Raw genomic sequence first — 26,474 nt, 5'->3', positions numbered from 1 at the left:
AACTAGTGTAAATTTTTCACGTATTATACCTTGTTGTCATTATCTGGGCACTAACAATACCAAGATCTCGTTAGCTTCCATTTCAATATTACTTGGATTTACCTGCCTCAGCCCTTATATTGCCCTCATCTTTCACTCGGTATTCAACACTATGTTTCAAGATAATCCACTGCTTGCCCAGTTAAAACAGCAAATGCAATCTGAATTGACTAAAAAAGAAGGTCAAGTCAAAGCCAGCGAGAGAGGGTTCGGCTTTTTAGAAACCGACGATAAAGAAAGCTTTTTTATTGCGCCCAATGAAATGCGTAAAGTACTTCATGGCGATCGCATCACGGCCATCATACGTGAAGCCAATGACAAACAATCCGCAGAGCCAGAAACACTCATCAGTCAAGCTCACACCGACTTTGTCGGCAAATTGCAATCTTTTAAAGGGCAACTGCAATTCGTCAGTGAAAACCCCTTATTCAAATACCCCTTTGCGGCCAAATTAAATAACAGCCTAAAAGGTAAAGGGCTGCAAGAAGGCGATTGGGTTACGGCCAAACTCCAGCATCACTCATTGCGTGATGAAAAGCGCTTTAGCGTCACCATCAGAGCCTTGATAGCCAAAGCAGACGACCCCTACCTTGGCCGCTGGGTCACGCTAGCCAAGCTGGGATTACCCACTACGCCTCCTCCAGCTCCAGAAGCTTGGCCACAAGTAGATATGTCACAACGCCGTGATTATCGCGCATTGCCATTTGTCACCATAGATAACGCTTCAACTCAAGATATGGATGACGCGCTTTATATTGAAAAACAAGGTGATGGCTGGTTACTCTATGTGGCAATTGCCGATCCAGAAGCCTATGTAGATCTTGACTCTGAGTTAGATAAAGAAGCTGCGCAGCGTGGATTTACCATTTACATGCCTGAGTTTAACGTGCCTATGTTACCGCGCCAACTCAGCGATGAATTATGCTCATTACAACCTAACGTTGATCGACCTGCGCTAGTATGTAAGGTGCAATTGGCCGCTGATGGCTCCATCTTAGGGACCCCAGAATTTGAAATTGCTCAAATTCGCTCAGTGGCTAAACTCAGCTACGACGATGTTTCAGACTATATCGAAGGCATCGCCAGCGAATTTAAACCCGAGCCGCACATTGGCGAACAGTTGCAACTGCTCAATCACTTCAGTCAAGCTAGATTGACTTGGCGTGAACAAAACGCCCTCACCTTTGACGACAATCCAGATTACAAGTTTGTCCTTTCAGAGCAAGGCGAGCCGGTTGATATTCTATGCCTGCCTAGACGCAGCGGTCATCGTTTGGTCGAAGAAGCCATGGTATTAGCGAATATCTGCGGCGCTGATTTTCTGACTCAGCATCAAGTCGAAGGTGTGTTTAATAGCCAAGGCGGGATCCAAAGTGATCGTGTTGCTGAAGCCGCTAATTTACTCACAGAAAATGGCATCCCAGCAACCGAGCAAGCATTAACCGATTTAAACGGCTATTGCGCCATCCGTCGACAAATTAAGGCCAGCAATAACCAATATGTGGATTTCCGTTTGCGCCGAATGTTTGCTTACAGTGAGTTTAAACCTCAAGCGAGCCCTCATTTTGCAATGGGCTTACCAGCCTACGCAACTTGGACCTCGCCGATCAGAAAGTACAGTGACTTGATCAACCACAGACAGATCAAATCCATTTTAGCGCAGCAACCTGCCATGACCTTAGATGCCAACATGGGTAATCAATTTAATGAGAAGCGCAAAATCCAACGAATGGCTGAAAATGGTGCCAACGCTTGGTTATATGCTCAATATCTTGCTAAACAGCTTCAACTTGGCAGCGAGTTTAATGGTCAGATAATTGATGTGGTTCGCCAAGGTGTGCGCGTCAAGTTAACCGACATAGGCGCCCTGGTCTTCATTCCAGCTCAGTTGATTTGCAGTGATAAACAACGCATTGAGTGCAAAATGGACACGGGGCACGTCTTAATTGATGAACAAGTGGTGTTAACCCAAGGTGAGTCCTTGGTTGTGAAAATGCATGAAGTGAATACGGAAAGCAAAAATTTCATCGCAAAACCCGCTACACCCCTCATATAAATTGATGATACATCTACTTGGCCAGCTATGCTTGCTGAGCTTAAAGTGCTGAGCTTCTAAAACTTAGTTTCGGTTACTGAGATAGCCGAAACTAAGTATTACTTTATAGTTTAATCACCCCGTAATAGGGGGAAGCCGATATATTCAGAACCCTTGATTCCAGTAATACTAGCCTAAACAAACTTGAGGAATCAGGCAGATGAAATCAACTATCGCAATCGCAACTCTATTACTCGCCGCAGCACCTTTAAGCTTCGCCAATATCATCATAGACACCGATGGCGTGAATGAGAACACCTATCGTCAGGATATGTATCACTGTGAACAGCTTGCTTCACAAGTACAAACTAATCAACACAGCACAAGTATTGTGGGAACTACCGCAAAAGGGGCGTTGGCTGGGGCTGCCATTGGCGCCATTTCTGGAAATTCAGGCAGTAAAGGCGCAAAAACAGGCGCAGGCGTTGGTCTAGCAGCAGGCATTATTGGTAAAAGCTCATCTAAACATTCTGAGCGTCAAGCCAACAGCAATGAAAAACAAATGGTGATGCGTAATTGCATGACCAACCGAGGCTATACCGTATTGAACTAGAAAACAGTAAACGCGTTAATTTTCACGTTTATTGATAATAAAACAGCTCATCATAAGCAATTAGGTCGTCAGCCATTTTTATTTTACTGTCGACCTAGATGAGCCTAGCAGGCTATAATACCCCTTTTAAGATTAGACGGTACTGTCATTGCCTACATTAGCCCCGCTTTTACCTGCTTCATTGCAGCCAGACTTCAGCCAGCTTATTGATTCAGTCACCGATTCACCCGGATCGCCATGGAAAACCTTGTTTCCTTATGCCAGTCAGCAGGTCATTGACGCCATTTCATTGCCACAGCGTCTAATTACTTTGAGTATGAACGATTGGGCCACTGGCGTTGCATTCATTGAATCGACGCTAAGCAGTCTCGCTCAACCACCATCGAGTTGTTTTTTAAATAGCTACGGTCAACTTGAATTATTCGGCGAAGCCACGTTAGAAGACCAAGCGCTGGTGTTGAGTCCAGGGGCCATACTTCAGCAGCAAAACGGCATCTTGGGTATCAGTTTGCCGCCATTATTAGAAAACCCGCAATTATGGTATCAGGTAAAAGGCTACTTATTATCTGGTCAATTACGCTGGCATGATGCATACGGTGCCAAGCACATCAAAAAAATTAAGCTGCCATCGGGTGAAAAACCCAATTGTAAAATGATACTGCTCGGCAGTCGTAGTCAATTTGCTGAGCTAAATCAACTTGATCCTGAGTTCTCTGCCCTTTCACAACAATTTGCAGAGATAGCCGATGAAGCTAAAGTTACAGCCGATAGTATCAGCGCCATTCTCGCCTTTGTGACACAACAAGCCGCAGTGGCAGACATTACTGAGATCTCTGCACAAGCCAAAAATAAGCTACTGCAGCATCTCAGTGCCATACGTGATCATCAGCACTATGTGCAACTCAATGCCAGCTATTTAACTAAGTTATTCAGCTATTGTCGTTACCGCTTCGGAAAAGAGCTAACCCCTGCGGCGATCGCCGACTTCATCCTAACTCAACAACAATCGATGAAGTTACCGCAACATTACAGCGATGAATCCATTGCCGAGCTGCAAATTCCTATCACGCTCGAGGGCAAAGCCATTGGCCAAGTTAATGGCCTGTCTGTGGTGGAACTAGACGGTCACCCTATTGAGTTTGGAGAAGTGTTTCGAGTTACGGCCGCGGAATATTTAGGCGACGGTGAAGTCATTGATGTCGAGCGTAAAGCAGAAATGGCCGGCAACATTCACTCCAAAGCCATGATGATAGTTGAAAGCTACCTTAGCCAAGTATTTGGTAAAGAAGAGCATGTCCCCTTTTCAGCCAATATTGTATTTGAGCAAAGTTATAGCCATACCGATGGTGACAGCGCCGCGGTTGCAACTTATGTCGCGTTGATCTCCGCCCTATCGCAAATGTGTGTACGCCAAGACGTAGCCATGACGGGCTCGATGGATCAAGCCGGGAATGTATTAGCCGTTGGCGGCATTAATGAAAAAGTAGCGGCTATATACCGAACAGCGCAATTAAAACAACTCACTCACCCCGTGATTGTATTAATTCCTCAATCCAACTTAGTGAACTTAAGTTGCGATGATGCTCTTGTAAATGCAGTCAAACAAAAACAGTTGGTTATCTATCCTATTGAGCACGTAGAAGAAGCGATCAACCTTGCCATCGGCGACGTTGAACAAGTGTATGAAACAATTCGCACGCGCATCAAAGAACTGAACGGTCAAGATGAAGCCGAAGCATCTTGGCTGAAAAAATTAATGCGATGTTGGCAAGCCTAACATCGACACTTTCTTGCACCGTGACATGCTTTTCTATAAAGTGTGCCACTTTGCTTTTATATCAAACTATTAACGAGTTAGATTATGACCTCTCAAAAAGATTTGGGTAAGCACGCTTACACGAAAGAAGAGCTACAAGCTTGTGGCCGTGGTGAACTATTTGGCGAAACGAACTGCCAACTGCCTGTCGACAACATGCTGATGATGGATCGTATCATCAAGATCAACGACGTTGACGGTGAACACGGTAAAGGCGAGATCCTTGCTGAGCTAGATATTACACCTGATCTATGGTTTTTCGATTGTCACTTCCCGGGTGACCCAGTAATGCCTGGTTGTTTAGGCCTAGATGCGATGTGGCAACTGGTAGGTTTTTTCCTTGGTTGGAGCGGTGGTCCAGGTAAAGGCCGCGCACTCGGTGTAGGTGAAGTTAAATTCACCGGTCAGATCTTACCAACCTCAAGCAAAGTTAGTTACAAAATCACCATGAAGCGCGTGATCATGCGTAAATTAGTCATGGGTATTGCCGATGGCGAAGTATCTGTAGATGGCCGTGTTATTTACACAGCAAAAGATCTTAAAGTTGGTTTGTTTAAAGATACAGATAGCTTTTAATAACACGGCATAACTGAGTGTTGTGAAAACAAGAAAGCCCCAACTGGGGCTTTTTTGTTATTTGAGAAATAGACCGTGGCTCCTCTCTTCATAGGCATCCCGCCAGCCGCCTAACCAAGAGCTTTTAGCATCGACTTGTTGAAATGGACAAACTTCTTTCGCGCGGCCCATGATACCAGCGTGATAACCTTTAGCGTGCGCCCGTGCGATACGATCTCGTTTTTGTCTTTTCATCGAATTCCGACCTCATACTAAGCAAAAAAAAAGCACAAGGCGAAACGCCTTGTACTTTAGAATTAGATGAAATCTGGATCTACGTCAACGTCAATATTGCAACAATACCGCTAAAAAAATATTAAGCTATTGAAACAAAATTAGTTCGTTTTTTAATCGCTTTACATTTTTGTGAAGCGACGCAACAAGCCAAAGCCAGCCGTTATTGCCAATAACCAAAATGCATAACCACCTGAACGTTCAAATGGCTTATCCAAATCAGCGCCTTCATCCGCATCCCAACAATTAGGCTGCGCATTAATATCACCCGCCGCAAGATTTCGCGTTAGTTTTAACATAACTGGCTGAGGGTTCTTGATTTGTAGAAAGTCCTCTTTGCTTTCATAACGATAGCCAGTAGCTAAGATGGTGCCATCGTTGCTGATATCTTTAGCTTTTTCAACACGATAATACGGCAAGTTAATCTTTCCTGCTGCGTCTTTAGTACAAAGTAGATCGTTGATGAACCACGCATCCTTTGTTGCTAGGTCATAAACGAATGCGCTTTGACGGCGCGGGTTGCCTGACTCAACCGGTTGCGTTTCTCCCCATGCATCAGCCCAACCAATCACAGTACCTGCATCATTAATTGCACTAACCTGGCTGTTTGAGCCTGGCTTGTTGCTATTGGAGCCTTCAACACGTTCTTTTTTAGTACGAACATTCTTATCTTCGAGTGGAAACTCTATCGCTTTAGATTCTTTGTTAAATACAAAAAACTCTGTTGGATAGTTACGTCCCTTAATAGTGTCGTAGAAGCGGTTACCCACGATGATGCCATTATTGTTGATATCGACTGCCCAAGTGTGACGTAAGTTGTCATCGGGATCATCAATGCCTTGCTCTACTTGGGTGATTTCAATTGGCGCGCCAATATATGCACCATTGTTATCTGGCTCTAGATAGATAGCTCTAGCGCGGTCACCACGTTCACTACTGCGATAAGGTAAGGTAGAGAAGCCCACGGCAATGCCTTGGTCGTCTGCATTAAAGACATTAGCACTGTATTGCATGTTACGTCTTTCGCTACGGGGCTTATCTAACCATTGTTCAGTTGGGTTAGCTACCATCGCTTCCCCTTCTAACTCCCCTGTAGCACAGCCATCGGTAACATCCCAAACCCAAGGTTGAGTGTTAAAGCCTGGACAATAAACTAACTCGTTAAGATTATAACGATCATCATCTTTATTGCTGTCGAAGCAGCGATCGAGATATACGTTTTCGTCATTAGGGCGGTTTACACTCGCATGGCCAAACACCAAGGTGCGCGTTTGCCCGTTTGGCAAGGTAACGGTACTGATATTATATGCCGCGCTAAAACCACCACGGGTAAGATCTGTCGAAGGCTTTAATTGACAAAAAGCACCCGAGGCATCTTTATAAAATGCGTGACGATGAAATTCACGGCTAAATGGAGCACCGGTTGAATATTCTGCCGAGCCATAACCTACCATTGAGCCATCGTCAGCAATATCTGTAACCACTTGATCTGTTGTGCCGCTGTTGCTCAGATCAAAAGCCATTTCTTTTTCAGGCTGTCCGCTAGCATTAAGGGTAAAGGGAATAAACTGACTGCTATAAAGGCGCTCACCCGCTTCGTTTTGATCCATGCGCCATTGTTTGATCGCATTTTCGTAGGTCAGTTTGTCAGGATTGTCACTGCCTTTAAATAGCACGTCACATATTTCGTTTGAATAGTAACACTCTTTTTCATAAGTAAAGTGCAACCCATAATCCAGCATGCCGATAGACGACCGCGTGGTTACACCCGCAGCTTGTGTGCCATCTGGAGAAATAGCAATGGCATAAGGACCAAAATTAGCATCGGCAAAATCACCGCTACGGTCTACACTAATTTCTTCAATTTCATAATAGGCACCCGGGTTTACCGGTGCAGCGGTTGAGCCTGCGGCGTAAACCATTCCCAATGCCAAAGATAATGCGGATAATTTAACTTTCATCAAAGAGTTATTCCCCTGTTTGTAATGCTTCTAATTCTTCCCAACGCTCTAATGCGGTTTCAAGCTGTTGCTCTAACTCAGCCAATTTATTGAGCTTGGTGGACGTCTCATCACTAGGACGACTAAAAAATTCGGGATCATTTACTTGCGCTTGCAGCGCTTCCATCTCGGATTCGATATCCTCAAGCAAACTAGGTAACTGTTCTAGCTCTAGTTTTAGCTTGTATGATAACTTGTTCTTCTTCACGGGCGTAGGTTTTTTGTCAACCTGCACTGTTTCAGTTGGCTTAGCTACCTCAGGTTGCAGCTGTTTTTGCTGCTCAACACGCTGATCCAAAATAGCCCTAGCATCACTGTAACCACCCACAAAGGTTTCTACTTCACCTTCACCTTTAAACACCCAGCTATGGGTGGCCGTGTTATCAACAAAATAACGGTCGTGGCTAACCAGCAATAAGGTGCCCTTGTAATTGGCAAGTAATTCTTCTAAAAGTTCCAATGTTTCAACATCTAAATCATTGGTTGGCTCATCGAGGATCAGTAAGTTACTTGGTTTTAAGAAGATTTTCGCCAGTAATAGACGGTTTTTTTCACCGCCCGACAAGGCTTTAACCGGCGTTCTTGCTCGCTTAGGATGGAATAAGAAGTCTTGCAAGTAGCCTAACACGTGACGCATTTTGCCATTGACTTCAACTTCTTGCTTACCTTCGGCCAAGTTATCCATCACCGACTTTTCTGGATCTAACTTGTCGCGGTATTGATCGAAATAGGCCACCTCAAGCTTAGTACCACACTTAAGTTTTCCGCCTTGTACGGCCAGTTCACCCAGCATGATTTTTAATAAGGTACTTTTGCCGCAGCCGTTAGGGCCAATCAAAGCAATTTTGTCACCGCGCTGAATGGTAAAACTAAAATCATTCACTATTGGCTGTTGATCGAATTCATAGCGCAAGTGTTCAGCTTCAAACACTATCTTGCCTGAGCGCACCGCTTCATCAACATTGATTTTGGCCTTGCCCATCACGTTAATACGCTGTGACCGCTCTTGACGCATCGCTTTCAACGCTCGCACTCGGCCTTCGTTACGGGTACGTCTTGCCTTAATACCTTGACGGATCCACACTTCTTCTTGCGCCAAACGACGGTCAAATTCCGCATTTTGCTCTTCTTCAACCCGCAGCGCTTCTTCTTTACGCTCAAGGTAAAGCTCATAATCACCCGGCCAAGACGTTAAATTACCGCGGTCGATATCAACAATGCGTGTCGCAAGACGGCGAATAAATGCGCGGTCATGGCTGATAAATACAATACTGCCGGCAAAGTTAAGTAAAAATTGCTCTAACCACTCGATAGTTGCTACATCTAAATGGTTGGTCGGCTCATCTAAAAACAGCAGATCAGGCTCACTCACCATGGCTTTTGCTAATGCCACCTTACGCTGCCAACCGCCAGATAACTGATCTAAGGCAATATCTGGATCAATTTCCAGTAAGGCTAAGGTTTGGTTTATCTTGGTGTCGAGTTGCCAGCCGTTGTGCAAGTCTAGCTGCTCTTGTAACTGCTCTAGCCTTTTCAACTGTTGATCCGTCGGCGCATCACCCAGCTCATGGGATAAAATATGATACTCGGTCACCGCCTTACCCACTTCTTCCATGCCGCTGGCCACATACTCGTATGCGGTTACGCCTTCGACCTGAGGTGGGTCTTGCTCTAGTCGAGCAATTTTGACGTCATTGTTTTTCACAATACGCCCGTCATCTAATTGGATTTCACCACACAAGACTTTGAGTAAAGTGGATTTACCCGCACCATTACGGCCAACTAAACAAACCCGCTCACGGGGTTCAATCACTAAATCTGCGCGATCAAGCAGGGGATTATCGCCAAAAGCCAAATCCGCATTTTGCAATGTAATTAATGCCAAAATTTATTCCAAAAATTTACTAACGGCTTGGCTATCAAATGGCCAGCCTAATTCTTTACCGTCAAACGCAAGCACTGGGATCCTCACGCCATACTGTTCTACTAATTGCTCATCTAAAGCAATATCAACCAATTGATATTCAACCCCGAGTTGCAATAGCGTCTGCTGAGCCAGCTCACATAAGTGGCAGCCATCTGCGCTATATAAGGTGATTAACATTTTGTTAAGATCCAGCATTGGTGGATTTTATCGTTACGCTTAAAGTCCTCCGGAATAGATGCTTTACTGACATCCTCAATCCGATATCCCGCAGCAACGACACCCGCCTCATCTAACTTAAAACCGCGCTTATTGTTAGAAAACACCAATACGCCACCCGCTGTTAAGTTCTTGCTGGCATTGGTTAACAAGGCAACATGATCACGCTGCACATCAAAGGTACCATTCATGCGCTTAGAGTTAGAAAATGTCGGCGGATCTAAAAAGATTAAATCATATTGATGTTGGCAGTGATCAAGCCATTTCAGCACATCCGCTTGTTCAAAATGGTGCGCGCCTTTGATTTTGTTTAAAGCAAAGTTACGTTTACCCCAATCTAAATAAGTATGCGACATATCTACACTGGTGGTTGACGCGGCGCCGCCCAGCGCGGCATGCACAGAGGCGCTAGCGGTATAACAGAACAAGTTTAAGAAATGCTTGCCCTTGGCCATCTCGCCCAAGCGTTTACGCATGGGTCTATGATCTAAGAACAAACCTGTGTCTAAATAGTCACTTAAATTCACTTCAAACAATGCATTGTTTTCCGCCACGGTCAAAATGGTTTGTTTTTTGTTTAAAGCCTGATACTGATTCTTACCCTTTTGCACTTCACGTACTTTAAGGAACAACTTGTTCTCAGGAATAGCCATGACATAGCGCGTAGTGGCAACAATATCCAGTACCCTTCTTCTGGCTTTGGCAGGATCAACCTTCTTCGGCGCGGCGTATTCTTGGATCACCACGTTATCATCGTAAACATCAATCGCGACGTTGTATTCAGGTAAGTCTGCATCATAAACACGATAACAGCTGATATTTTCACGTTTTGCCCATTTGGTTCGTTGAGTTAAATTCTTTTTCAAACGGTTGGCAAAATCTTCCGCATAGATAGCAGGCTTGTCACTGCTTAATCCACGATCGCTGATTTGGTAGTTTTTCAGCACACACTCAAGGGGACCATTAAATAACTTGTAGGTTTTACTGGCGCGCAGTCCAATACAGCTTAATAGCTCAGTATCGGTCGAAAATAGCGAGGCTTGCCAGCCAGGGAAGGCTTTTTTGAACTGGTTCCCCAACTTAGAATACAGATCGATGGCTCCGCTCATATCGCCCATACGTTCACCATAAGGCGGGTTGGTAATGATCATACCGGTTTGGCCATCCAGTGGATTACCAAATTCTGTCGCGTCTTTAACACTAAATGTAATTAAATCCGCCACCCCTGCACGCTGCGCATTTCCTCTGGCAATTTCAATCAAGCGACGGCTTTTATCGGATGCAAAAAAACGGGTCTCACATGTATTTTGGTTGCGTTTATGCATCACACTCGCTTGCGCTAACATGCTGTTCCAACATTCGCTGTCATGACCTAGCCAATGTTCAAAAGCATACCCTTTACGCAATAAACCCGGTGCGCGGTTAGTCGCCATTAAAGCGGCTTCGATAACTAACGTGCCCGAACCACACATAGGATCGACCAAAGGTTGATCCGTTTGCCAACCACTGCGCTTAACAATCGCCGCTGCTAAGTTTTCTTTTAACGGCGCCGCGCCAGTTTCGGTTTTATAGCCTCGGTGATGCAACGGGCTGCCAACCATGTCTAAATACACATGGGCCTTATCTTTAAATAAGCGAACATTGATGCGAATTTGCGCATCGCTGCGTTCAACATCTGGGCGTTCATCTTGCTTTTTGCGAAAACGATCCACAATCGCATCTTTAACCTTTAATGCGCCGAATTGGGTATTTCGGATTTCATCATTGGTGCCCGAAAAATCGATGGCAAATGTCTTATCTACAGCAAAAATATCTTCCCACGGGATATAACTACAGCCAAGGTATAGATCCATCACGTCGTTTACCTTGAATTCGCTAAGGCGCATTAACACCCTAGATGCAAAGCGTGACCATAAACAGACCTGATAGCCCTGCTCTAACGATCCGGTAAAACTGACGCCCGAGCGCACGGCCTTGCCATTGGTAATACCAAAAGATTGCAATTCTTCTTCAACTAAAGGCTCTAGGCCTTGAGCTGTAGTAACGAAGTATTCATATAGCGTATTTGTAGACATTCAGATTTCCGAGATAAGAGACATAACAACAAGGCATCGCTGGATACCTTGCAAAACTTAAAGCTAAACAGCTTGCCGATCATTAAACCAAGACAATGTGCTAGCTTCACAGGTGCGCTAGTATAACGTATGCAATCAGGTTAAACATAAACAAATCGCCAATAACCCCGCTAAGAAACCCTGCTTAATTTGCCCCTATTGCCTCTCAAAGACCGTTTAACTTGATAAACCGCTTACTTGTTGGGCGAATTGTTTAACAAACAAACAAACAGTAATTATTTCACGATTACCCCTTGCATATCGCCAACCATATCTATAGTATTCGCCGCACTTAGACGGACGCGGGATGGAGCAGCTTGGTAGCTCGTCGGGCTCATAACCCGAAGGTCGTTGGTTCAAATCCAGCTCCCGCAACCAACTTGGTGTTTTAAAGAGCTTAGCTCGTAAGGCTCAACTCTTTATAACTGCGAAGGTCTTTGGTTTATAACCAGCCCCAGCAACCAATTCTAAAATGATTAAATATCATCTTGAATGGAATCCTCTAAGTAGCATTATACAGTCGCGGGATGGAGCAGCTTGGCAGCTCGTCGGGCTCATAACCCGAAGGTCGTTGGTTCAAATCCAGCTCCCGCAACCAATTTGGTGTTTAAAGAAAGTAGCTCTTCAGGCTCAACTCTTTATAAATGCGAAGGTCGTTTATTCAAATTCGCCTCACGCAACCAATTAATGCATAGTAAACATAGAAATACAGTCGCGGGATGGAGCAGCTTGGTAGCTCGTCGGGCTCATAACCCGAAGGTCGTTGGTTCAAATCCAGCTCCCGCAACCAATTTGGTAATATAAAGAAAGTAGCTCGTCGGGCTCAACTCTTTATAAATGCGAAGCTCGTTGGCTTAAGTCAGGCTCCCGCAACCAATTTCAAAATGCAACAATAGTACATAAAAATCCAGTCGCGGGATGGAGCAGTCTGGTAGCTCGTCGGGCTCATAACCCGAAGGTCGTTGGTTCAAATCCGGCTCCCGCAACCAATTCAAGTCACCCTACCTACTTAATATACTTAGTATTTTTTCTCCTAGGTTATATTAATCGTCTTTATAATAGCTACATAGCTTTAAAAATATCATTCTTGTCAGAATTGATGACACAAAGCAATTGAACTTATACTGAATATATTTTCCCTACTCCCCTGTTCATTATCAGTAGCATCTACTTGCTCAAAATAGCACTTTAGGGTTTTGTGACACCAGCGTGTCATTTCTGATTTTTTCCACAGTCTATAAAAGGCTTTTTATCGCAAAAATAATGCCAGCTGCCATTAGCTCTTGCGTCAATGTAATTTAAAAAGCGTGATAAAGTCGTCGCCAAGTCCTGCTTCCATTTCTTCATCGGATTTGAATTTTTTATCTAGCTCTACTAGTTCATTAGCTATATTGTTGAATGATTGAAGGTAATTCTTTAACTCATCGAAATTTGAGCCCTGAGACACGTAAACAAGCGATCTCAATTTTTCTAATTTTGCACTATCAAGAACTGAGCCCAGGACTTCAAATTCAAGCTCATCCTAGACATATTCATCATCTACTTTTTCATCGTTAAACATGTACATACTTGACTCGATGCCATACTGTTCAATTTCTTTAATAAACCCTTTAGGCAGTAAGTAACCAATAGGATGATCTTGACAGACAAACAAATAGTCACCTTCTAGCGCTTTATATGCCCATTTAGTGAATTGCTCTAAGAAAGGGTAGCTATTTCGTCTGGTAAAGTTCCAAGTGTAAACAATATCGTCATGCTTAAAGCAAATTTCCATTTCTGCATCATCTTCATCGACGCCATCAGATGCGACAGCGGGTTTAAGACCTAATCGCTTTACCTTTACTCTTCTTTTGGAACACTTGACTAAACCTTCAATGTTGCCATAAAAATCATCAACGAAACCCTCAATGCCTCCACCATCGGTCATGGAGTACCATAACACCCGATTCCCCGCAAAATCGGTGATCACTTGAAAAATGAAAAGCTCATCGTCACCTTCATATAGCTTTAGTGCCTTGCTGATATCCTTCTCTTTAATAAGCTCATAAGATTTGAATAACGACAATATTTCATGGGCACTCATATTTATTCCCTTTCCTTTAACTAAACTTGTTTGTCTCGTTCGTGTATAGCGCCATGTTAATGAGGCAAAAAGCGAACTAGCAGCGCGACAAAATACTTTCACAATTGCGCACAGTGGCTTTGCTATAAGCAAAGTCGGAAAATCAATGTTTCACAGAAACATAAAATAACCAACCTTTCGTAACGAACCCAGATTTTGTCGCCCGTTTGGCCAATGATAACCCACTGGCCGAATTTGATGCCGATGCAAGGCTGACCTTGTATGGCGGCTCACAAGAAGGCTATATCGACTATCCAACCTATCAGGCTTAATTCACTAGGCACCAAGGACAATGCTTTGGTGCCTATTTTTTTGTGCTTAGAGATAAATTTGCTACCACTTAACTATCTGCATTTTGCTAATTAAGCCAAAGCTGCCACACGGGTTGTTGAATTAATTACAAATTCTAAACGCTAAATAGACTTATCACTGCGCCGGCCATGTGGCTATATGATCTTGCAGGTCAATTTCATCAAACTCACTGATCACCCTACCCCGTACTGAGTGCCCGCCTGCGTGCATGGCACTGCGGCTGCCTGTAAGTAAGGGATGCCAATCGGGAAGATCTTTACCCTCGGCTAGACGGCGATAAGCGCAGCTAGCGGGCAAATACTGAAATTGGTCAATATTATCAAGGGAGACCTTGAGGCAGTCCGGCACATACTTAAAGCGTTTTTCGTACTTCTTGCATTGACAGCTTTTTGTGTTCAGTAGCTTACAAGCGACATTAGTGTAATGAAGCTCGTCGGTGTCGTCATCAATCAGTTTACTTAAACAACATTTTCCACAGCCATCGCACAAAAGCTCCCATTCGCGCTCTGTCATTTTAGCGAGAGTTTTCTCCTGCCAAAATGGCGTGGTTATTTGTTTTACTTTTATTTGTTTTGTTGTCATCACATTGCTCAAAAAAAAGGTGTGCTAAGCACACCTTGTCATTCTCTCAGACTGATTATACACACTTTAGCGCATCTTACTTAATGGTCTAGTAAGCAATGCTATCCGCTAGCGTGCCAACGGCAGCAACAAAGTAGTTGGAGCGATTCCACTTCATCAAAGTGGCGTAGTTGTCATACGCCAGATATGCGCGGCCGTCTTTATCATCAGGTAACACTAACCAAGCTGAGATTTCTCGCGTGGGTAAATCCGAGCCATCAGTTTTACGCACGCCTAAGGCTTGCCATTGTGCTAACGTTTTCTGTGGTTGCTTTAAGCCCGTGATGCTCAAGTCAAGGTCGGCAGGCACGTTAACTTGGCGACCCCAAGTTAAATCATCATTCCAGCCAGATTGGCTCAAATAGTTGGCCGCCGAAGCAAATACATCCACCTTAGTTTGCCAAATATCTTTACGCCCATCACCATCGTGATCAACGGCAAAAGTTAAAAATGAAGTCGGCATAAATTGACACTGTCCCATGGCACCCGCCCATGAGCCTTTCATTTTATCTAAACTGATATGCCCTTCATCTAGGATTTGCAAAGCCGCAAATAATTGCTCTTTGAAAAAAGCCTCACGGCGGCCATCGTATGCCAATGTCGCCAATGCAGACACCACATCGAAGTTACCGGTGTAACCACCAAAGTTGGTTTCGATTCCCCAAAGCGCCACAATAAAACGTGGTTGCACGCCGTATTTTTCGCCAATTTCGGTTAGTTCAGGTAAATGCTTTTGGTACAAATCACGAGCTTGCTTAATTTTCCACTTAGGTACGGCTTTGGGAAGATAGGTATCCAAGGTTAATTTAAATTCGGGCTGTGACTTATCTAACTTCACCGCGCGTTCAATAAAAGTCGCTTGTGATAATGCCTTATCAACCGTCGCTTGACTAATGCCTTGCTCAACGGCTTGACTCTTTATGGCTTGCAAATAACTGGTGTAATCCGGCTTCGGGGGACTTTGGGCAAATACAGCCGCGGAAAAAAATAAGCTGGTTAACATCATAGCGCGCATAGTTAATTAAATGTCCTTTTTCTGCTGAGCTTTGTGTTGCTCTAAATAGTTAACGGGAGGAGGCGGAAGTTGCAGGTAAAAACCATCCTCGTCTAAGGCCTTCTTTACCTTCTCTATATCTGCTCGAACAAGTTGTTTTTTCTGTGCCAAATTAATCACTAAGGCTAATTTCGGTTTACCGAACATTGCCATTAAGGCCTCGGGGACACGGGAAAAATCGTCTTTTTTCGCCAGATACAAATAGGTTTCTTCTTTCTTTAAACTTTTATATATCGCACACAACATAAGATGCTTCTTGGTGATTCCTTGCCTAACGTAAGCACAGACTATAACATGACGAACATTAGGCAAATAATAGAATTGTACGATTTTTTATTTATAGGAACTCGCCTCGGTATGGCCGAAAATAACATTGAATTAAAAGGCTCCAATTTTACCCTTTTTGTGCTGTCACTCATTAATAATGACCTCTCATCGGTACAACAAGCATTATTAGATAAAGTGCAGCAAGCTCCTGCTTTTTTTAGCGGCGCGCCTATTGTGATTAATGTCAGTCAATGTGAACAAGCGATTGATTTTCTTGGCTTAGCTGAAGTGGTTAAAAGCCAACAATTTGTCTTGGTGGGGATCACCGGATGTCAAGATGATAATATTAAACAAGCTGCGCGCCAAGCTGGTTTAGCGGTGTTAAAATCAGGCCCTCTCACCCCGATTGAAATACCAGCTACGCCAACCAACCAAAATGATGTTGCCGCCCCTGCAGAAACCACCAAGGTCAAAACTCAGATTAAAGTTCAGCATCAACAAACACCAGCAACGCAATTTCACCGTGGCCAACTAAGATCTGGTCAGCAAATATACGCAAAAGATAAAAACTTAGTCATTATTGGCTCAGTCAGTGCTGGAGCGGAAGTCATTGCAGATGGTAGTATTCATGTTTATGGCCATCTACGCGGCAGAGCCATTGCGGGTGCAAAAGGTGACAGCAATGCGCGTATTTTTTGCCGTAATTTGGAAGCAGAATTAATTTCTATCAACGGCAACTACAAGTTAAGCGAAACACTACAGGAAGAGTGCTGGCAACAACCAGCCACGATTTCCTTAGAAGATGATCAATTAATTATTTCAAGACTAGATTAAAGAGAAAGGAACATCGCGAATGGCAAGAATTATTGTCGTCACATCAGGTAAAGGCGGTGTGGGCAAAACCACCACCAGTGCAGCCATAGGTACCGGTTTAGCCCTAGCGGGTAAAAAAACGGTTATTGTCGATTTCGATATCGGCCTAAGAAACTTAGATCTAATCATGGGCTGTGAGCGCCGCGTAGTTTATGACTTTGTTAATGTCATCAATGATGAAGCTAACTTAAATCAGGCTTTGATTAAAGATAAGCGAGTGGAAGATTTATATATTCTTCCTGCTTCGCAAACGCGTGATAAAGATGCCCTAACTAAAGAAGGGGTTGAAAAAGTACTTAACGATTTAGCTGAGCGTTTTGATTACATTGTTTGTGATTCTCCAGCCGGCATTGAAAAAGGCGCTATGATGGCCTTGTATTTTGCTGATGAAGCTATCATCACCTCTAACCCTGAGGTATCGTCGGTGCGCGACTCGGACCGCATCATAGGTATGTTATCAAGTAAATCACGCCGCGCTGAGCAAGGATTAGAGCCTATTGTTGAGCACCTACTGATCACCCGTTATTCACCAAAACGCGTTAGCTCAGGCGATATGCTAAGTGTTGATGACATCAATGATATTTTGGCCGTTAAACTGTTAGGGGTTATTCCAGAATCACAAGCGGTGTTAAAAGCATCTAACTCAGGTGAGCCCGTTATCCTTGATAAAGACAGTGATGCAGGCATGGCCTACCAAGACGCGGTTGACCGTTTATTAGGTGAAAATCGTGATTTTCGTTTCATTCAAGAAGAAAAGAAAGGCCTACTGAGTCGCATATTTGGAGGATAGAATGTCTTTACTTGATTACTTTAGATCAAATAAGAACAACACAGCACAACTTGCTAAAGAGCGACTACAGATCATTGTTGCCCATGAGCGTGGCCAACGGGCGACTCCCGATTATTTGCCACAATTACGCAATGACATTCTCGAAGTGATCCGCAAGTACGTTGAAATTTCACCGGATCAGGTTTCGGTGCAGTTAGAGCAAAAAAATGGCAACTTATCCGTTCTTGAGTTGAACGTGATGTTGCCTGACGATAAGTAGTCAACAAAAAGCCACTGTTTCAGTGGCTTTTTGCTATGCGCCTTGTCCCATGTTAATCATCGGTCAGATGTTTCGCCATTAACTGAAAACGCCAACCCGACAATAAAGCTGGCTTGCTTGCGCTGGCTTTTTGCTCATCTGTTAATTGCCATAACCACGTCAAGTATTGGTGTATGGTTTTTTTCGATGCAATTAGCTCAACAGGTAATTCGTATTGCTGAGCGGCACTGGCAACCCCTTCCTTAAGACGCTTGAACTCTTTTTTGTAACCTGAATATTCATTGATTGGCTTAATTTTTTCGGGACATAAATCAGCTGCTGTCGCCAATCCTTGCTGAACTATTTTGAGCATTGCATTACCGTGGATGCGAATTTCTTGATCCGTCACGCCGATTTTGGCTAACTCAGCTTTGGTTTTGGGTGCATGTTTAGCAACTTCCCACAAGTGAGCTTCTTTCACTACAAAATTAAGGGCATAGTTGCGATTTTGCGCGGTTTGATATCGCCAGCTGGCAAGCGGCTTTAAGATAGCCAGACTGCGACGATTCAACTTAACCGCATTTTTAATATCCAGATACAGCTCATCGGGCTCAACCTGCTGTAGTCTTTTCTCTACCAGATTTTGACACTCTTCACGGAAAAAATCGGTCATGCCTTTTTGTGCTAACTTCTGCGCAAGTTGCTCATAGCACTGCTCTAAATACACCACATCTTTAATGGCATAATCAAGTTGTGCTGGCTGTAGTGGCCGCGCTAACCAATCGGTTCTTGCTTCTCCTTTGTCTAAAACAACACCGGTTAATTGCTCTACCATGGCCGCATACCCTAAGGAATGCCCCATATTGAGAAACGCACAAGCAACTTGGGTATCAAGGTACTCGCCGCTTAAGTCGCCCTTGTGGTTCAGTACAATTTCTAAGTCTTCGCCAAAGGAGTGCCATAAACTGGTTTTGCTCGATAATTGTTGCCAAAAAGGGCTGAGATCGCCGACGGCCAGAGGATCGATTAAATAATACTGCCCTTGGTGAGCGAGCTGAAGTAAACCGAGATTCGCATAAAAGGTGCGAGTTCTAACAAACTCAGTGTCTAATGCAAGTAATTCGTTGGAAAGGCCAGCACATAATTGCTGTAATTCTGACTGGCTATTAATAAATGTGAAATTCAAATTGGCACTCTCATGACCGCTGACGCGGCCACGATCCTAAATCAAAGAGTAAACTCCTCGTTGACTTATGCTGGATTGTCAGCTGACGCCAGTTTAGCTAATTCTTCTTCCCTTAATACCCGTCTTAAAATCTTACCGACATTGGTCTTAGGAAGTTCGTCCCTAAATTCTATCAGCTTTGGCACCTTATAGGCAGTTAACTCTTTACGACAAAACAGAATTAAATCGTCTTGCGTGAGTGACGTATCTTTTTTAACCACAAAGATTTTTACTGCCTCACCACATTCTTTATTGGGTACCCCAATGGCCGCTACTTCTAATACCTTAGGATGGCGTGCTACGACATCTTCCACTTCATTCGGGTAAACATTAAAACCGGAAACTAAAATCATGTCTTTTTTACGATCAACGATATAGATAAAGCCCTGCTCATCCATGCGGGCAATATCCCCGGTGCTTAACCAACCCTGCTCGTTTATTTCAGGGGTGTTTTCCATGCCCCAGTAACCCGCCATCACTTGCGGGCCACGCACTTGCATTTCGCCTATTTCACCTAAGCCAACGGGCTCACCACTATCATCTACAAACCGAACCTCGGTTGAAGGCATTGGCAGGCCGATACTGTGGTTATAGCCTTCTAGATCATAGGGGTTAACTGTCACTAAGGGCGCACACTCTGTTAAACCGTAGCCTTCTAACAATCGACACCCAGTAATAGATTGCCATTGCTCGGCGACGGCCTGTTGCACCGCCATCCCGCCGCCTATGGTTAGGCGCAGCGAACTAAAATCTAGCTGTTTAAAACCATCATTATTGGCCAGTGCGTTAAATAAGGTATTCACCCCGGTTAATGCGGTATAAGGCACAGTGGCGAGCTCTTTAACAAAGGCAGGAATATCACGAGGGTTGGTGATCAGTAGGTTAGTTGCACCCAAGCGCATAAATAACAAACAGTTAACCGTTAAAGCAAAGATATGATACAGCGGCAACGCAGTGACGATGATTTCTTTGCCTTCCTTAAGCACAGGTCCATATGCGGCCAAGGCTTGCAGCAAGTTAGCAATTATATTTCGGTTAGTGAGCATGGCTCCTTTCGATAAGCCCGTGGTGCCGCCAGTGTATTGCAAAAACGCCAGATCGTTTGGCTTGATTGTCGGTTTTACATACTGCAGATATTGGCCTTTTTTTAAGGCATGGCGGAATGAGCTGGCATTGGGTAAATGGTATTTGGGCACCATTTTCTTCACATACTTGACCACAAAGTTGACCAGTGTGCCCTTAATTGGGTTCAACTGATCACCTAAACGGGTCAATATAACGTGTTCAACCGGCGTCTCATGCACCACCTTTTCAAGGGTGTGAGCAAAGTTTGAAACAATGACGATGGCCTTAGCACCAGAATCCGTTAATTGATGCTTTAATTCGCGCGGTGTGTACAGAGGATTGACGTTCACCACTACCATACCGGCTCGAAGCACGCCAAACATGGCAATGGGATATTGCAATAGATTCGGCATCATCAAAGCGACCCTGTCGCCTTTGTTGAGTTTGAGCTCTTCTTGCAAATAGGCGGCAAAATTTCTAGATAATTCTTCAAGGCGGCGATAAGTCATGGCCTGCCCCATGTTAATGTAGGCAGCTTGGTCTGGGTATTTGTTAACACTTTCTTCAAGTAAATCAACCACAGAATCGTACTGGTCAACATCAATTTCAGGCGTTACATCGCTTGGGTAACGCTCTAGCCAAATTTTATCCATATCGGCGTCCTTTTATTAGGCAAGTCGCTGTTATTGCAATGGCTGTAGTATAAGAAGAGACTTTTACTTTACCAATCACTTGTGGCTAACAATTTAAAGTGTAACCAAAAATTCTTTTATTGCCGCAGCCACTTGTTGGTTATTTTGTAAATGAAGGTGATGATTACCCGCCAGCGTCTGCTGGGTTAATCGCTGGAACAATGCCATACGCTGTAATAATTGTTGCTTAATGTTGAGATAACCTTGCTCGCCTAAGATCACTAAAGTTGGGCATTGAATATCTTTAATGATCTGCTGCGCTTGAGGCTCAGCAAAGCGCACCGGCGACAGCCAAGTAAGCTTAGGATCATGAGACCACACCATACCGTACTCAGTGGGTTTCACGCCGCGACTTACTATTTCATGCACCTGGGCAACCGTTAGCCCCAATGCTTTTGCCTTAGCTTGTTGCAATTGGGACAAGGCTCTGGGTTTGACTGGTGCGTTTTTTTGTCGAGACAATATAGCTTGGCGCAAATGCGAGGTTGTGGTGCTGCTACTTTGAGTTAGCGGTCCCGCGCCTTCTAGCATGATCAACTGACTTACCCTTTCGGGGAATGCCGCCGCAACACAGCAAGCCACCAGCGCCCCCAGGGAATGCCCCAGTAAAATCACTGGCCTTGGCCCAAGTGCAACCAGCAGTTGATAAACATCATCTATCCAATCGGCAAAATGATACATCCCCGCTTTATGCTCAGACAGACCATGGCCGGGCAAATCAACAACCACAAAATGGTGTTGTTGGGTTAAACCAAGATCGCAAAAGCTTTGCATTAACGGGATAAAACTCCCAGCATTATCTAACCACCCATGTAGGCATAAGATCACAGGCGCAGTGGGTTCACCCAATGAAAAACCATGAACTAAGCCGTGATTAAGTGAGAAGGTAACAGCAGAATGGGCCAAAGAGGATTGAGGCTCAGGCATCAAGCGTAAAGGTCGATACCAAAGGTTTGCGATATTTGCTCACGCATCTGCGCTTTTTCGATATCTTGATAGGAAGCGAGGGCTTTATTGTTACGGCCATCGGGCTTGTCATAAGCCAATTTTACGGTTTCCATATCGCGATTAGTGAGTTGAGTTTGACGCGTTGCAATAGCTTGATCGGTCTGGGCAGGCGCAGAGACCGTATTGCTTTTAGCTTTAGGGCGAGGATACCCCGAGCTAATGGAATCTATGTTATGAGTAATTTGATTAATCATATGCCTACAATGTCAACTCATCAAAAACAACTGCTTAAAATTATAGCCAGTTGTCAGCCAAAGCACTAGTCGTGGTTTTATGGCCTAGCTCAAACTATCAATATCGACTCAGTTCAACCATCTGCATAAGCCATCTGCATCTTGAGCTAGGTATTAGATAAATGTTAGCCACGTATTTATTCACGGCCCGGCAGCTTCTTCCAAGTCACCTTATCGCGTAGATACACAGGCGTTGCTTGCTCGGCGGGCACAGTTTCACCATTCAAGAAATGTTCCAACGCGGCTGGCAACATAAATTCAGCACTTGGGAAACTCACTTTCACCTCATCTTTCACGGCAAACGCGGCGGCAAGCTCAGGATATGCCTCCCAGCCAGTGCCTACAGCGACAAAATCAAACGCCTTATCTTGATACTGTTCAATCACGGCAGTTGGTGACGCAACTTGCTCTTCGCCCACTAAGGCCATAATGCCCTTATCCGAACATTGGTATTCGCCCCAGTAAACTTCGCCCATGCGAGCATCAATGGCGGCTAGAACGCGATTTGCTCCCCATTGCGCATGAGCTTGTTGTGCCATCGCTTGTAAGGTTGACACGCCTATCATCGGCAAGTCAGCGCCAAAGGCTAAACCTTGCGCAATACCGATGCCAATGCGCACGCCGGTAAAACTGCCTGGACCACGACCATAAACCAGCGCATCGGTTTGGCTTAAGCTCAGTTTGCTTTGCTGCAAAATTGTATCAACCATAGGCAAAATTCGTTGCGTATGCTCGCGCGGGCTCAGGATAAAATCAGCCGTCACCGCGTCTGTTTGATCTTGGTGTTGTAGCACGGCTACTGAGCAGCCTTCGGTTGAAGTATCCATGGCGAGCAATGAAATAGTCTTAGCTGTGGTCATATTTAGTCCAAATGTTGCAGAAATTCGGTGACAGTATTCAGATCCCGTGTTCGGGGCATGCAAGGTAAACTATTCAAAAAGATATTGCCATAGTTTCGGGTGACTAATCGTGGGTCACAAATCACCACCGCCCCTTTATCATCGACATCGCGAATTAAGCGCCCCACCCCTTGTTTCAAGGTGATCACCGCTTGGGGTAATTGCACATGGGTAAAGGGATCTAACCCTTTTAGCTCAGCATCTTCCATTCTTGCTTTTAGCAGTGGATCATCGGGAGAAGCAAACGGGATCTTATCTATGATCACCAGCGACAAGGCTTTACCACGTACATCGATGCCTTCCCAAAAAGCCCCCGTGGCCACTAATAAGGCGCGGCCACTGGCGACAAAATCGCTCAATAGCGCTTGTTTACTGGCTTCACCTTGTACCAAGATGGGTAAGGTTAAACGCTCGCGAAACTGATGTGCTAACTCATTCATCATAAAATGGCTGGTACAAAGAAAGAAACAACCGCCCTTATTGGCTTCAATCACCGGCGCCAGTTTGGTCGCTAATGTGGCCGCTAATTGCTTGTTGCCCGGCTCAGGTAAGTAGCGAGGAACCGCTAAGATGCTTTGCGCGGCATAGTCAAACGGACTTTTTAGCAGCAGTGTTTGGGCAGCGGTTAACCCCAGTAAATTAGCAAAGTGTTCAAAAGATTGTGCCACCGCCAAGGTCGCACTGGTAAACACCCAAGCCGCTTCTCGCTTGGCCATTTCTTGCACAAATCGATTCGCCACACTCAGGGGCGTGATATGCAAACTAAAATTAAGTCGATTACAATCAAACCAATAACTGTAACCATGAGCATCAACGGCCAACATTTTTTCAAATAAGGCTTTGTAAGCAATCAGTTTTTCAAAACAATGGTCAAGCACTTCACTGCGGTTTAGTGCGATTTTGGCCACTTCATAAACTAAATCAAAGGCAGCCATAAAGCGCTCTATGGCTTGCTGGATGGGCTCTTCACGCAGTTTGTCACGCCAACTGCCACTGCCTTGCTCTAGGTTAAAAGCTAAACGCAGCTCTTGAATACTGCTACGCCAACGATCACAGGCTTTGCCCAGCTGTGCCATGTCCTTTAACTCGGAGCGATAAACATAATCGAGATCTTTGCATAAGTCGAAAAATTGACGACTAGAAATCGATTCGCCAAAGTACTGGCTTGCAATATCGGGGAGTAAATGCGCTTCATCAAATATGTACACCCCAGCATCAGGCATTAGCTCACCAAAACCTGTGTCCTTGACCGCCAAATCAGCGAAAAACAGATGGTGATTTACCACCACCAAATCCGCAGACATAGCGCGCTGACGCGCCTTCACTAAATAGCAGTCATCGTAACAAGGGCAATCTCGACCTAAGCAATTGTCATTGGTGCTGGTCACCATAGGGATGATCGCGGCATCTTCAGCCAACTCAGATAACTCACCAATGTCGCCATGCTCACTGCTGCTCGACCAGGTTTTGACCTTGGCTAAATCAGCCAATAAATGGGTATCTTGTTGGTGGCTTTGCAGCATAAAACGATTGAGCCGCTCTAAACACAAGTAGTTGCTTCGCCCTTTGAGCAGGGCTATTACCCCTGTAAAACCAGTCACTTTTAGCAGCAGAGGTAAATCACGTAAATAGAGCTGCTCTTGTAGGTTTTTACTGCCCGTTGAAATAATCGCGCGCTGACCACTGAGTAAAGCTGGCGCTAAATAAGCAAAGGTTTTGCCCGTTCCTGTTTCAGCTTCGACTAGCAGGGCTTGTTTGGACTTGATTGCATCGGCCACGGCTTGTGCCATGTCGATTTGCGGCTGACGGGGCTGATACCCCTTGACGGCATCCGCTATCGGGCCTGATTGAGAAAAAAACTGAGCTAGGGACATAGAAGAGCACAAAATGAAGCCATTATGGCAGAAAATTCGATGTTCCCCAACCAGCTAAAGCGCTTAGCTTGCCTTAAACCGCGATTGTAAACGAGCGCAGTGAGCGAATGCCACGTTTGTCGAAAACCCTAAACATAAAGATCAATTTCACCATCATGATCTTTCGCCTTAGTTTTATTCTCTGGCTCGGGATGCTGGGTTAGCTTAGGTTGCGTCTTTAGGTGTTTCTTATCTTGTTCAGATAATTTGCCTGTTGGCTGAGTTTTGTGCAAATCAATCGTGCTGTCTTTATCGACCACCCTTGGCAGCGGCTTGGCTACCACATCATTAACTAAGTTTTGACCTGACATAAATCACCCCCTACTTATCACTGTATCGGCATGATCTACTGTAATTTTAGCTCAAATATCGAATGTTCGACTATTTATGAAAAAACCATTTGCAATTTGAGCCTGCGTTGGTAATGTGTGCATGTTTTGTTTTCAACAATAAGAATTTAAATGAACTGTAAAACCACTGTTAAAGCTGTAATGCACCACCATCATCATCCGAAGTAAACTTCCGGAGGAGTGGTTCTGGAAGACTAATTGATGAGACTTCCAGCAGCGGTTTACACAAGATTTCAAACCCTCGGAAGGTAAAACTTCAGAGGGTTTTTTCGTTTTAGCGGGTAAAGGAAAGAGTGAAGGTTATGTTAGATAAAAATAGATTACGCATCGCAATACAAAAATCGGGCCGTTTAAGTAAAGACTCTCAGCAAATGCTGAAAGCGTGTGGCTTAAAAATCAATATGCGCGAGCAACGTCTGATCGCACATTGTGAAAACATGCCAATCGACCTACTGCGCGTTCGTGATGACGATATTCCCGGCCTAGTCATGGATGGTGTGGTAGACCTAGGTATTATTGGTGAAAACGTATTAGAAGAAGAAAGCTTATTACGCAGCCAAACCGAAGAGCCAGCACAGTTTGAATTACTAAAACGCCTTGATTTTGGTGGCTGTCGTTTATCCCTTGCCGTACCAGAAGACTTTGATTACCAAGGCCCTGAGTCACTACGCGACCTACGTATCGCCACCTCTTACCCAGGCATTCTAAAATCATTCATGGATAACGCGGGCGTACCATTTAGCTCTTGTATGTTAAATGGCTCGGTAGAAGTAGCGCCTCGCGCTGGCCTTGCTGATGCGATTTGTGATCTTGTTTCAACGGGTGCAACCCTTGAAGCAAACGGCCTAAAAGAAACCGAAGTGATTTACCGTTCTAAAGCCGTCCTGATCAAATCAGCAGGCAAGCTAGACGAAGAGAAACAAGCCCTCGTTGATAAGATCCTGACCCGCGTACAAGGTGTACAACAAGCTCGTGAAAGCAAGTACATCATGTTACACGCACCAAAAGCGCAATTAGATAAAGTGATTGACCTGATGCCAGGCTCAGAGAAGCCAACTGTACTACCACTAGCTGGTACCGATGACACGGTTGCGGTACATGTCGTAAGCACCGAAAACCTATTCTGGGAAACCATGGAAGAGCTAAAAGAACTAGGTGCTAGCTCAATTCTTGTATTACCAATTGAGAAAATGTTGGAGTAAT

Annotated in this window: 24 protein-coding genes, 4 tRNA genes and 1 other annotated feature; of the genes, 12 read left to right on the top strand and 16 right to left on the bottom strand. The window is 44.6% G+C overall.

Annotated elements, in window-relative coordinates; all coding sequences use genetic code 11:
• Positions 1 to 151 precede the first annotated feature (151 nt).
• The 4 genes from ACK8OT_RS01910 to fabA all read left to right on the top strand — a co-directional run bounded on the left by ACK8OT_RS01910 (position 152) and on the right by fabA (position 5,079).
• Positions 152 to 2,095: an exoribonuclease II gene (locus ACK8OT_RS01910; RefSeq protein WP_410194806.1), complete on the top strand. Its 1,944-nt coding sequence runs from the start codon at positions 152 to 154 to the stop codon at positions 2,093 to 2,095.
• A gap of 199 nt (positions 2,096 to 2,294) precedes the next feature.
• Positions 2,295 to 2,687: a glycine zipper family protein gene (locus ACK8OT_RS01905; RefSeq protein ID WP_410194805.1), complete on the top strand. Its 393-nt coding sequence runs from the start codon at positions 2,295 to 2,297 to the stop codon at positions 2,685 to 2,687.
• A gap of 148 nt (positions 2,688 to 2,835) precedes the next feature.
• Positions 2,836 to 4,464, top strand: coding sequence for a S16 family serine protease (locus ACK8OT_RS01900; RefSeq protein WP_410194804.1), 1,629 nt, complete (start codon positions 2,836 to 2,838; stop codon positions 4,462 to 4,464).
• A gap of 84 nt (positions 4,465 to 4,548) precedes the next feature.
• Positions 4,549 to 5,079 carry a 3-hydroxyacyl-[acyl-carrier-protein] dehydratase FabA gene (gene fabA / locus ACK8OT_RS01895; RefSeq protein WP_233070143.1) on the top strand — a complete coding sequence of 177 codons (531 nt, stop codon included), beginning with the start codon at positions 4,549 to 4,551 and terminating at the stop codon, positions 5,077 to 5,079.
• A gap of 57 nt (positions 5,080 to 5,136) precedes the next feature.
• On the opposite strand, the gene rmf is transcribed toward fabA, so the two are convergent.
• The 5 genes from rmf to rlmKL all read right to left on the bottom strand — a co-directional run bounded on the left by rmf (position 5,137) and on the right by rlmKL (position 11,570).
• Positions 5,137 to 5,313: a ribosome modulation factor gene (gene rmf / locus ACK8OT_RS01890; protein ID WP_410194803.1), complete on the bottom strand. Its 177-nt coding sequence runs from the start codon at positions 5,311 to 5,313 to the stop codon at positions 5,137 to 5,139.
• Between the two features lie 161 nt (positions 5,314 to 5,474).
• On the bottom strand, positions 5,475 to 7,313 hold the full coding sequence (locus ACK8OT_RS01885) for a DUF3466 family protein (protein ID WP_410194802.1): 1,839 nt from the start codon (positions 7,311 to 7,313) through the stop codon (positions 5,475 to 5,477).
• 7 nt (positions 7,314 to 7,320) lie between these two features.
• Positions 7,321 to 9,237, bottom strand: a complete 1,917-nt coding sequence (gene uup, locus ACK8OT_RS01880; protein WP_410194801.1) for an ATP-binding cassette ATPase Uup — start codon at positions 9,235 to 9,237, stop codon at positions 7,321 to 7,323.
• Between the two features lie 3 nt (positions 9,238 to 9,240).
• Positions 9,241 to 9,456 carry a glutaredoxin family protein gene (locus ACK8OT_RS01875; RefSeq protein ID WP_410194800.1) on the bottom strand — a complete coding sequence of 72 codons (216 nt, stop codon included), beginning with the start codon at positions 9,454 to 9,456 and terminating at the stop codon, positions 9,241 to 9,243.
• Positions 9,450 to 11,570, bottom strand: a complete 2,121-nt coding sequence (rlmKL, locus tag ACK8OT_RS01870) for a bifunctional 23S rRNA (guanine(2069)-N(7))-methyltransferase RlmK/23S rRNA (guanine(2445)-N(2))-methyltransferase RlmL (RefSeq protein ID WP_410194799.1) — start codon at positions 11,568 to 11,570, stop codon at positions 9,450 to 9,452. Before rlmKL ends, ACK8OT_RS01875 begins: the two co-directional genes overlap by 7 nt.
• A 340-nt stretch (positions 11,571 to 11,910) precedes the next feature.
• Between rlmKL and ACK8OT_RS01865 the strand changes: the two genes are divergently transcribed.
• The 4 genes from ACK8OT_RS01865 (at position 11,911) to ACK8OT_RS01850 (ending at position 12,598) form a co-directional block, all read left to right on the top strand.
• Positions 11,911 to 11,987: transfer RNA gene (locus ACK8OT_RS01865), tRNA-Met, on the top strand.
• Between the two features lie 143 nt (positions 11,988 to 12,130).
• A tRNA-Met gene (locus tag ACK8OT_RS01860) sits at positions 12,131 to 12,207 on the top strand.
• A gap of 115 nt (positions 12,208 to 12,322) precedes the next feature.
• Positions 12,323 to 12,399 (top strand) — tRNA-Met (locus ACK8OT_RS01855).
• A gap of 122 nt (positions 12,400 to 12,521) precedes the next feature.
• A tRNA-Met gene (locus ACK8OT_RS01850) sits at positions 12,522 to 12,598 on the top strand.
• Between the two features lie 533 nt (positions 12,599 to 13,131).
• On the opposite strand, the gene ACK8OT_RS01845 is transcribed toward ACK8OT_RS01850, so the two are convergent.
• From ACK8OT_RS01845 to ACK8OT_RS01830, 4 genes are all read right to left on the bottom strand, one after another.
• Complete coding sequence (locus ACK8OT_RS01845) at positions 13,132 to 13,692, bottom strand: hypothetical protein (RefSeq protein WP_410194798.1); 561 nt, start codon at positions 13,690 to 13,692, stop codon at positions 13,132 to 13,134.
• Positions 13,693 to 14,157: 465 nt separating this feature from the next.
• Entirely contained in the window at positions 14,158 to 14,625 is a 468-nt protein-coding gene (locus ACK8OT_RS01840; protein WP_410194797.1) for a YcgN family cysteine cluster protein, read from the bottom strand.
• Between the two features lie 88 nt (positions 14,626 to 14,713).
• On the bottom strand, positions 14,714 to 15,670 hold the full coding sequence (locus ACK8OT_RS01835) for a lytic murein transglycosylase (protein ID WP_410194860.1): 957 nt from the start codon (positions 15,668 to 15,670) through the stop codon (positions 14,714 to 14,716).
• Between the two features lie 15 nt (positions 15,671 to 15,685).
• Positions 15,686 to 15,964, bottom strand: a complete 279-nt coding sequence (locus ACK8OT_RS01830) for a YcgL domain-containing protein (RefSeq protein ID WP_410194796.1) — start codon at positions 15,962 to 15,964, stop codon at positions 15,686 to 15,688.
• Between the two features lie 111 nt (positions 15,965 to 16,075).
• Here ACK8OT_RS01830 and minC point away from each other — a divergent pair, with 111 nt between their 5' ends.
• The 3 genes from minC to minE are packed head-to-tail and all read left to right on the top strand — an operon-like array spanning position 16,076 to position 17,907.
• Positions 16,076 to 16,819, top strand: coding sequence for a septum site-determining protein MinC (minC, locus tag ACK8OT_RS01825; RefSeq protein ID WP_410194795.1), 744 nt, complete (start codon positions 16,076 to 16,078; stop codon positions 16,817 to 16,819).
• A 19-nt stretch (positions 16,820 to 16,838) separates the two neighbouring features.
• Positions 16,839 to 17,648 carry a septum site-determining protein MinD gene (gene minD / locus ACK8OT_RS01820; protein WP_410194794.1) on the top strand — a complete coding sequence of 270 codons (810 nt, stop codon included), beginning with the start codon at positions 16,839 to 16,841 and terminating at the stop codon, positions 17,646 to 17,648.
• A gap of 1 nt (position 17,649) precedes the next feature.
• Complete coding sequence (gene minE, locus ACK8OT_RS01815; protein ID WP_410194793.1) at positions 17,650 to 17,907, top strand: cell division topological specificity factor MinE; 258 nt, start codon at positions 17,650 to 17,652, stop codon at positions 17,905 to 17,907.
• Between the two features lie 52 nt (positions 17,908 to 17,959).
• On the opposite strand, the gene rnd is transcribed toward minE, so the two are convergent.
• The 7 genes from rnd to ACK8OT_RS01780 all read right to left on the bottom strand — a co-directional run bounded on the left by rnd (position 17,960) and on the right by ACK8OT_RS01780 (position 25,232).
• On the bottom strand, positions 17,960 to 19,072 hold the full coding sequence (gene rnd / locus ACK8OT_RS01810) for a ribonuclease D (RefSeq protein WP_410194792.1): 1,113 nt from the start codon (positions 19,070 to 19,072) through the stop codon (positions 17,960 to 17,962).
• 65 nt (positions 19,073 to 19,137) lie between these two features.
• Complete coding sequence (gene fadD, locus ACK8OT_RS01805) at positions 19,138 to 20,829, bottom strand: long-chain-fatty-acid--CoA ligase FadD (protein ID WP_410194791.1); 1,692 nt, start codon at positions 20,827 to 20,829, stop codon at positions 19,138 to 19,140.
• 93 nt (positions 20,830 to 20,922) lie between these two features.
• Positions 20,923 to 21,795, bottom strand: coding sequence for an alpha/beta fold hydrolase (locus ACK8OT_RS01800; protein ID WP_410194790.1), 873 nt, complete (start codon positions 21,793 to 21,795; stop codon positions 20,923 to 20,925).
• Entirely contained in the window at positions 21,795 to 22,070 is a 276-nt protein-coding gene (locus tag ACK8OT_RS01795; protein ID WP_410194789.1) for a hypothetical protein, read from the bottom strand. Before ACK8OT_RS01795 ends, ACK8OT_RS01800 begins: the two co-directional genes overlap by 1 nt.
• Positions 22,071 to 22,246: 176 nt before the next feature.
• Entirely contained in the window at positions 22,247 to 22,969 is a 723-nt protein-coding gene (tsaB, locus tag ACK8OT_RS01790; protein ID WP_410194788.1) for a tRNA (adenosine(37)-N6)-threonylcarbamoyltransferase complex dimerization subunit type 1 TsaB, read from the bottom strand.
• Positions 22,970 to 22,971: 2 nt separating this feature from the next.
• Positions 22,972 to 24,882: a DNA repair helicase YoaA gene (gene yoaA / locus ACK8OT_RS01785; RefSeq protein ID WP_410194787.1), complete on the bottom strand. Its 1,911-nt coding sequence runs from the start codon at positions 24,880 to 24,882 to the stop codon at positions 22,972 to 22,974.
• 128 nt (positions 24,883 to 25,010) lie between these two features.
• Positions 25,011 to 25,232: a hypothetical protein gene (locus ACK8OT_RS01780; RefSeq protein ID WP_410194786.1), complete on the bottom strand. Its 222-nt coding sequence runs from the start codon at positions 25,230 to 25,232 to the stop codon at positions 25,011 to 25,013.
• A 182-nt stretch (positions 25,233 to 25,414) separates the two neighbouring features.
• Positions 25,415 to 25,544: a sequence feature (His leader region), on the top strand.
• A gap of 29 nt (positions 25,545 to 25,573) precedes the next feature.
• Here ACK8OT_RS01780 and hisG point away from each other — a divergent pair.
• Entirely contained in the window at positions 25,574 to 26,473 is a 900-nt protein-coding gene (hisG, locus tag ACK8OT_RS01775; RefSeq protein WP_410194785.1) for an ATP phosphoribosyltransferase, read from the top strand.
• Position 26,474: the final 1 nt, after the last annotated feature.

The sequence above is a fragment of the Motilimonas thetidivivens genome, assembly GCF_046452435.1.
Taxonomy (GTDB): Bacteria; Pseudomonadota; Gammaproteobacteria; order Enterobacterales; family CBDFNC01; genus Motilimonas.
The sequence above is the reverse complement of the archived record's forward strand: the minus strand, read 5'-3'. Positions and strand labels throughout refer to the sequence as shown.

Bases quoted from the DNA above. Each gene is read 5' to 3' on its own strand.
- ACK8OT_RS01910 (WP_410194806.1), top strand. From the start codon at position 152: ATGTTTCAAGATAATCCACTGCTTGCCCAGTTAAAACAGCAAATGCAA.
- ACK8OT_RS01905 (WP_410194805.1), top strand. From the start codon at position 2,295: ATGAAATCAACTATCGCAATCGCAACTCTATTACTCGCCGCAGCACCT.
- fabA (WP_233070143.1), top strand. From the start codon at position 4,549: ATGACCTCTCAAAAAGATTTGGGTAAGCACGCTTACACGAAAGAAGAG.
- rmf (WP_410194803.1), bottom strand. From the start codon at position 5,313: ATGAAAAGACAAAAACGAGATCGTATCGCACGGGCGCACGCTAAAGGT.
- ACK8OT_RS01885 (WP_410194802.1), bottom strand. From the start codon at position 7,313: ATGAAAGTTAAATTATCCGCATTATCTTTGGCATTGGGAATGGTTTAC.
- ACK8OT_RS01875 (WP_410194800.1), bottom strand. From the start codon at position 9,456: ATGTTAATCACCTTATATAGCGCAGATGGCTGCCACTTATGTGAGCTG.
- rlmKL (WP_410194799.1), bottom strand. From the start codon at position 11,570: ATGTCTACAAATACGCTATATGAATACTTCGTTACTACAGCTCAAGGC.
- ACK8OT_RS01845 (WP_410194798.1), bottom strand. From the start codon at position 13,692: ATGAGTGCCCATGAAATATTGTCGTTATTCAAATCTTATGAGCTTATT.
- ACK8OT_RS01840 (WP_410194797.1), bottom strand. From the start codon at position 14,625: ATGACAACAAAACAAATAAAAGTAAAACAAATAACCACGCCATTTTGG.
- ACK8OT_RS01835 (WP_410194860.1), bottom strand. From the start codon at position 15,670: ATGATGTTAACCAGCTTATTTTTTTCCGCGGCTGTATTTGCCCAAAGT.
- ACK8OT_RS01830 (WP_410194796.1), bottom strand. From the start codon at position 15,964: ATGTTGTGTGCGATATATAAAAGTTTAAAGAAAGAAGAAACCTATTTG.
- minC (WP_410194795.1), top strand. From the start codon at position 16,076: ATGGCCGAAAATAACATTGAATTAAAAGGCTCCAATTTTACCCTTTTT.
- minD (WP_410194794.1), top strand. From the start codon at position 16,839: ATGGCAAGAATTATTGTCGTCACATCAGGTAAAGGCGGTGTGGGCAAA.
- minE (WP_410194793.1), top strand. From the start codon at position 17,650: ATGTCTTTACTTGATTACTTTAGATCAAATAAGAACAACACAGCACAA.
- fadD (WP_410194791.1), bottom strand. From the start codon at position 20,829: ATGGATAAAATTTGGCTAGAGCGTTACCCAAGCGATGTAACGCCTGAA.
- ACK8OT_RS01800 (WP_410194790.1), bottom strand. From the start codon at position 21,795: ATGCCTGAGCCTCAATCCTCTTTGGCCCATTCTGCTGTTACCTTCTCA.
- ACK8OT_RS01795 (WP_410194789.1), bottom strand. From the start codon at position 22,070: ATGATTAATCAAATTACTCATAACATAGATTCCATTAGCTCGGGGTAT.
- tsaB (WP_410194788.1), bottom strand. From the start codon at position 22,969: ATGACCACAGCTAAGACTATTTCATTGCTCGCCATGGATACTTCAACC.
- yoaA (WP_410194787.1), bottom strand. From the start codon at position 24,882: ATGTCCCTAGCTCAGTTTTTTTCTCAATCAGGCCCGATAGCGGATGCC.
- ACK8OT_RS01780 (WP_410194786.1), bottom strand. From the start codon at position 25,232: ATGTCAGGTCAAAACTTAGTTAATGATGTGGTAGCCAAGCCGCTGCCA.
- hisG (WP_410194785.1), top strand. From the start codon at position 25,574: ATGTTAGATAAAAATAGATTACGCATCGCAATACAAAAATCGGGCCGT.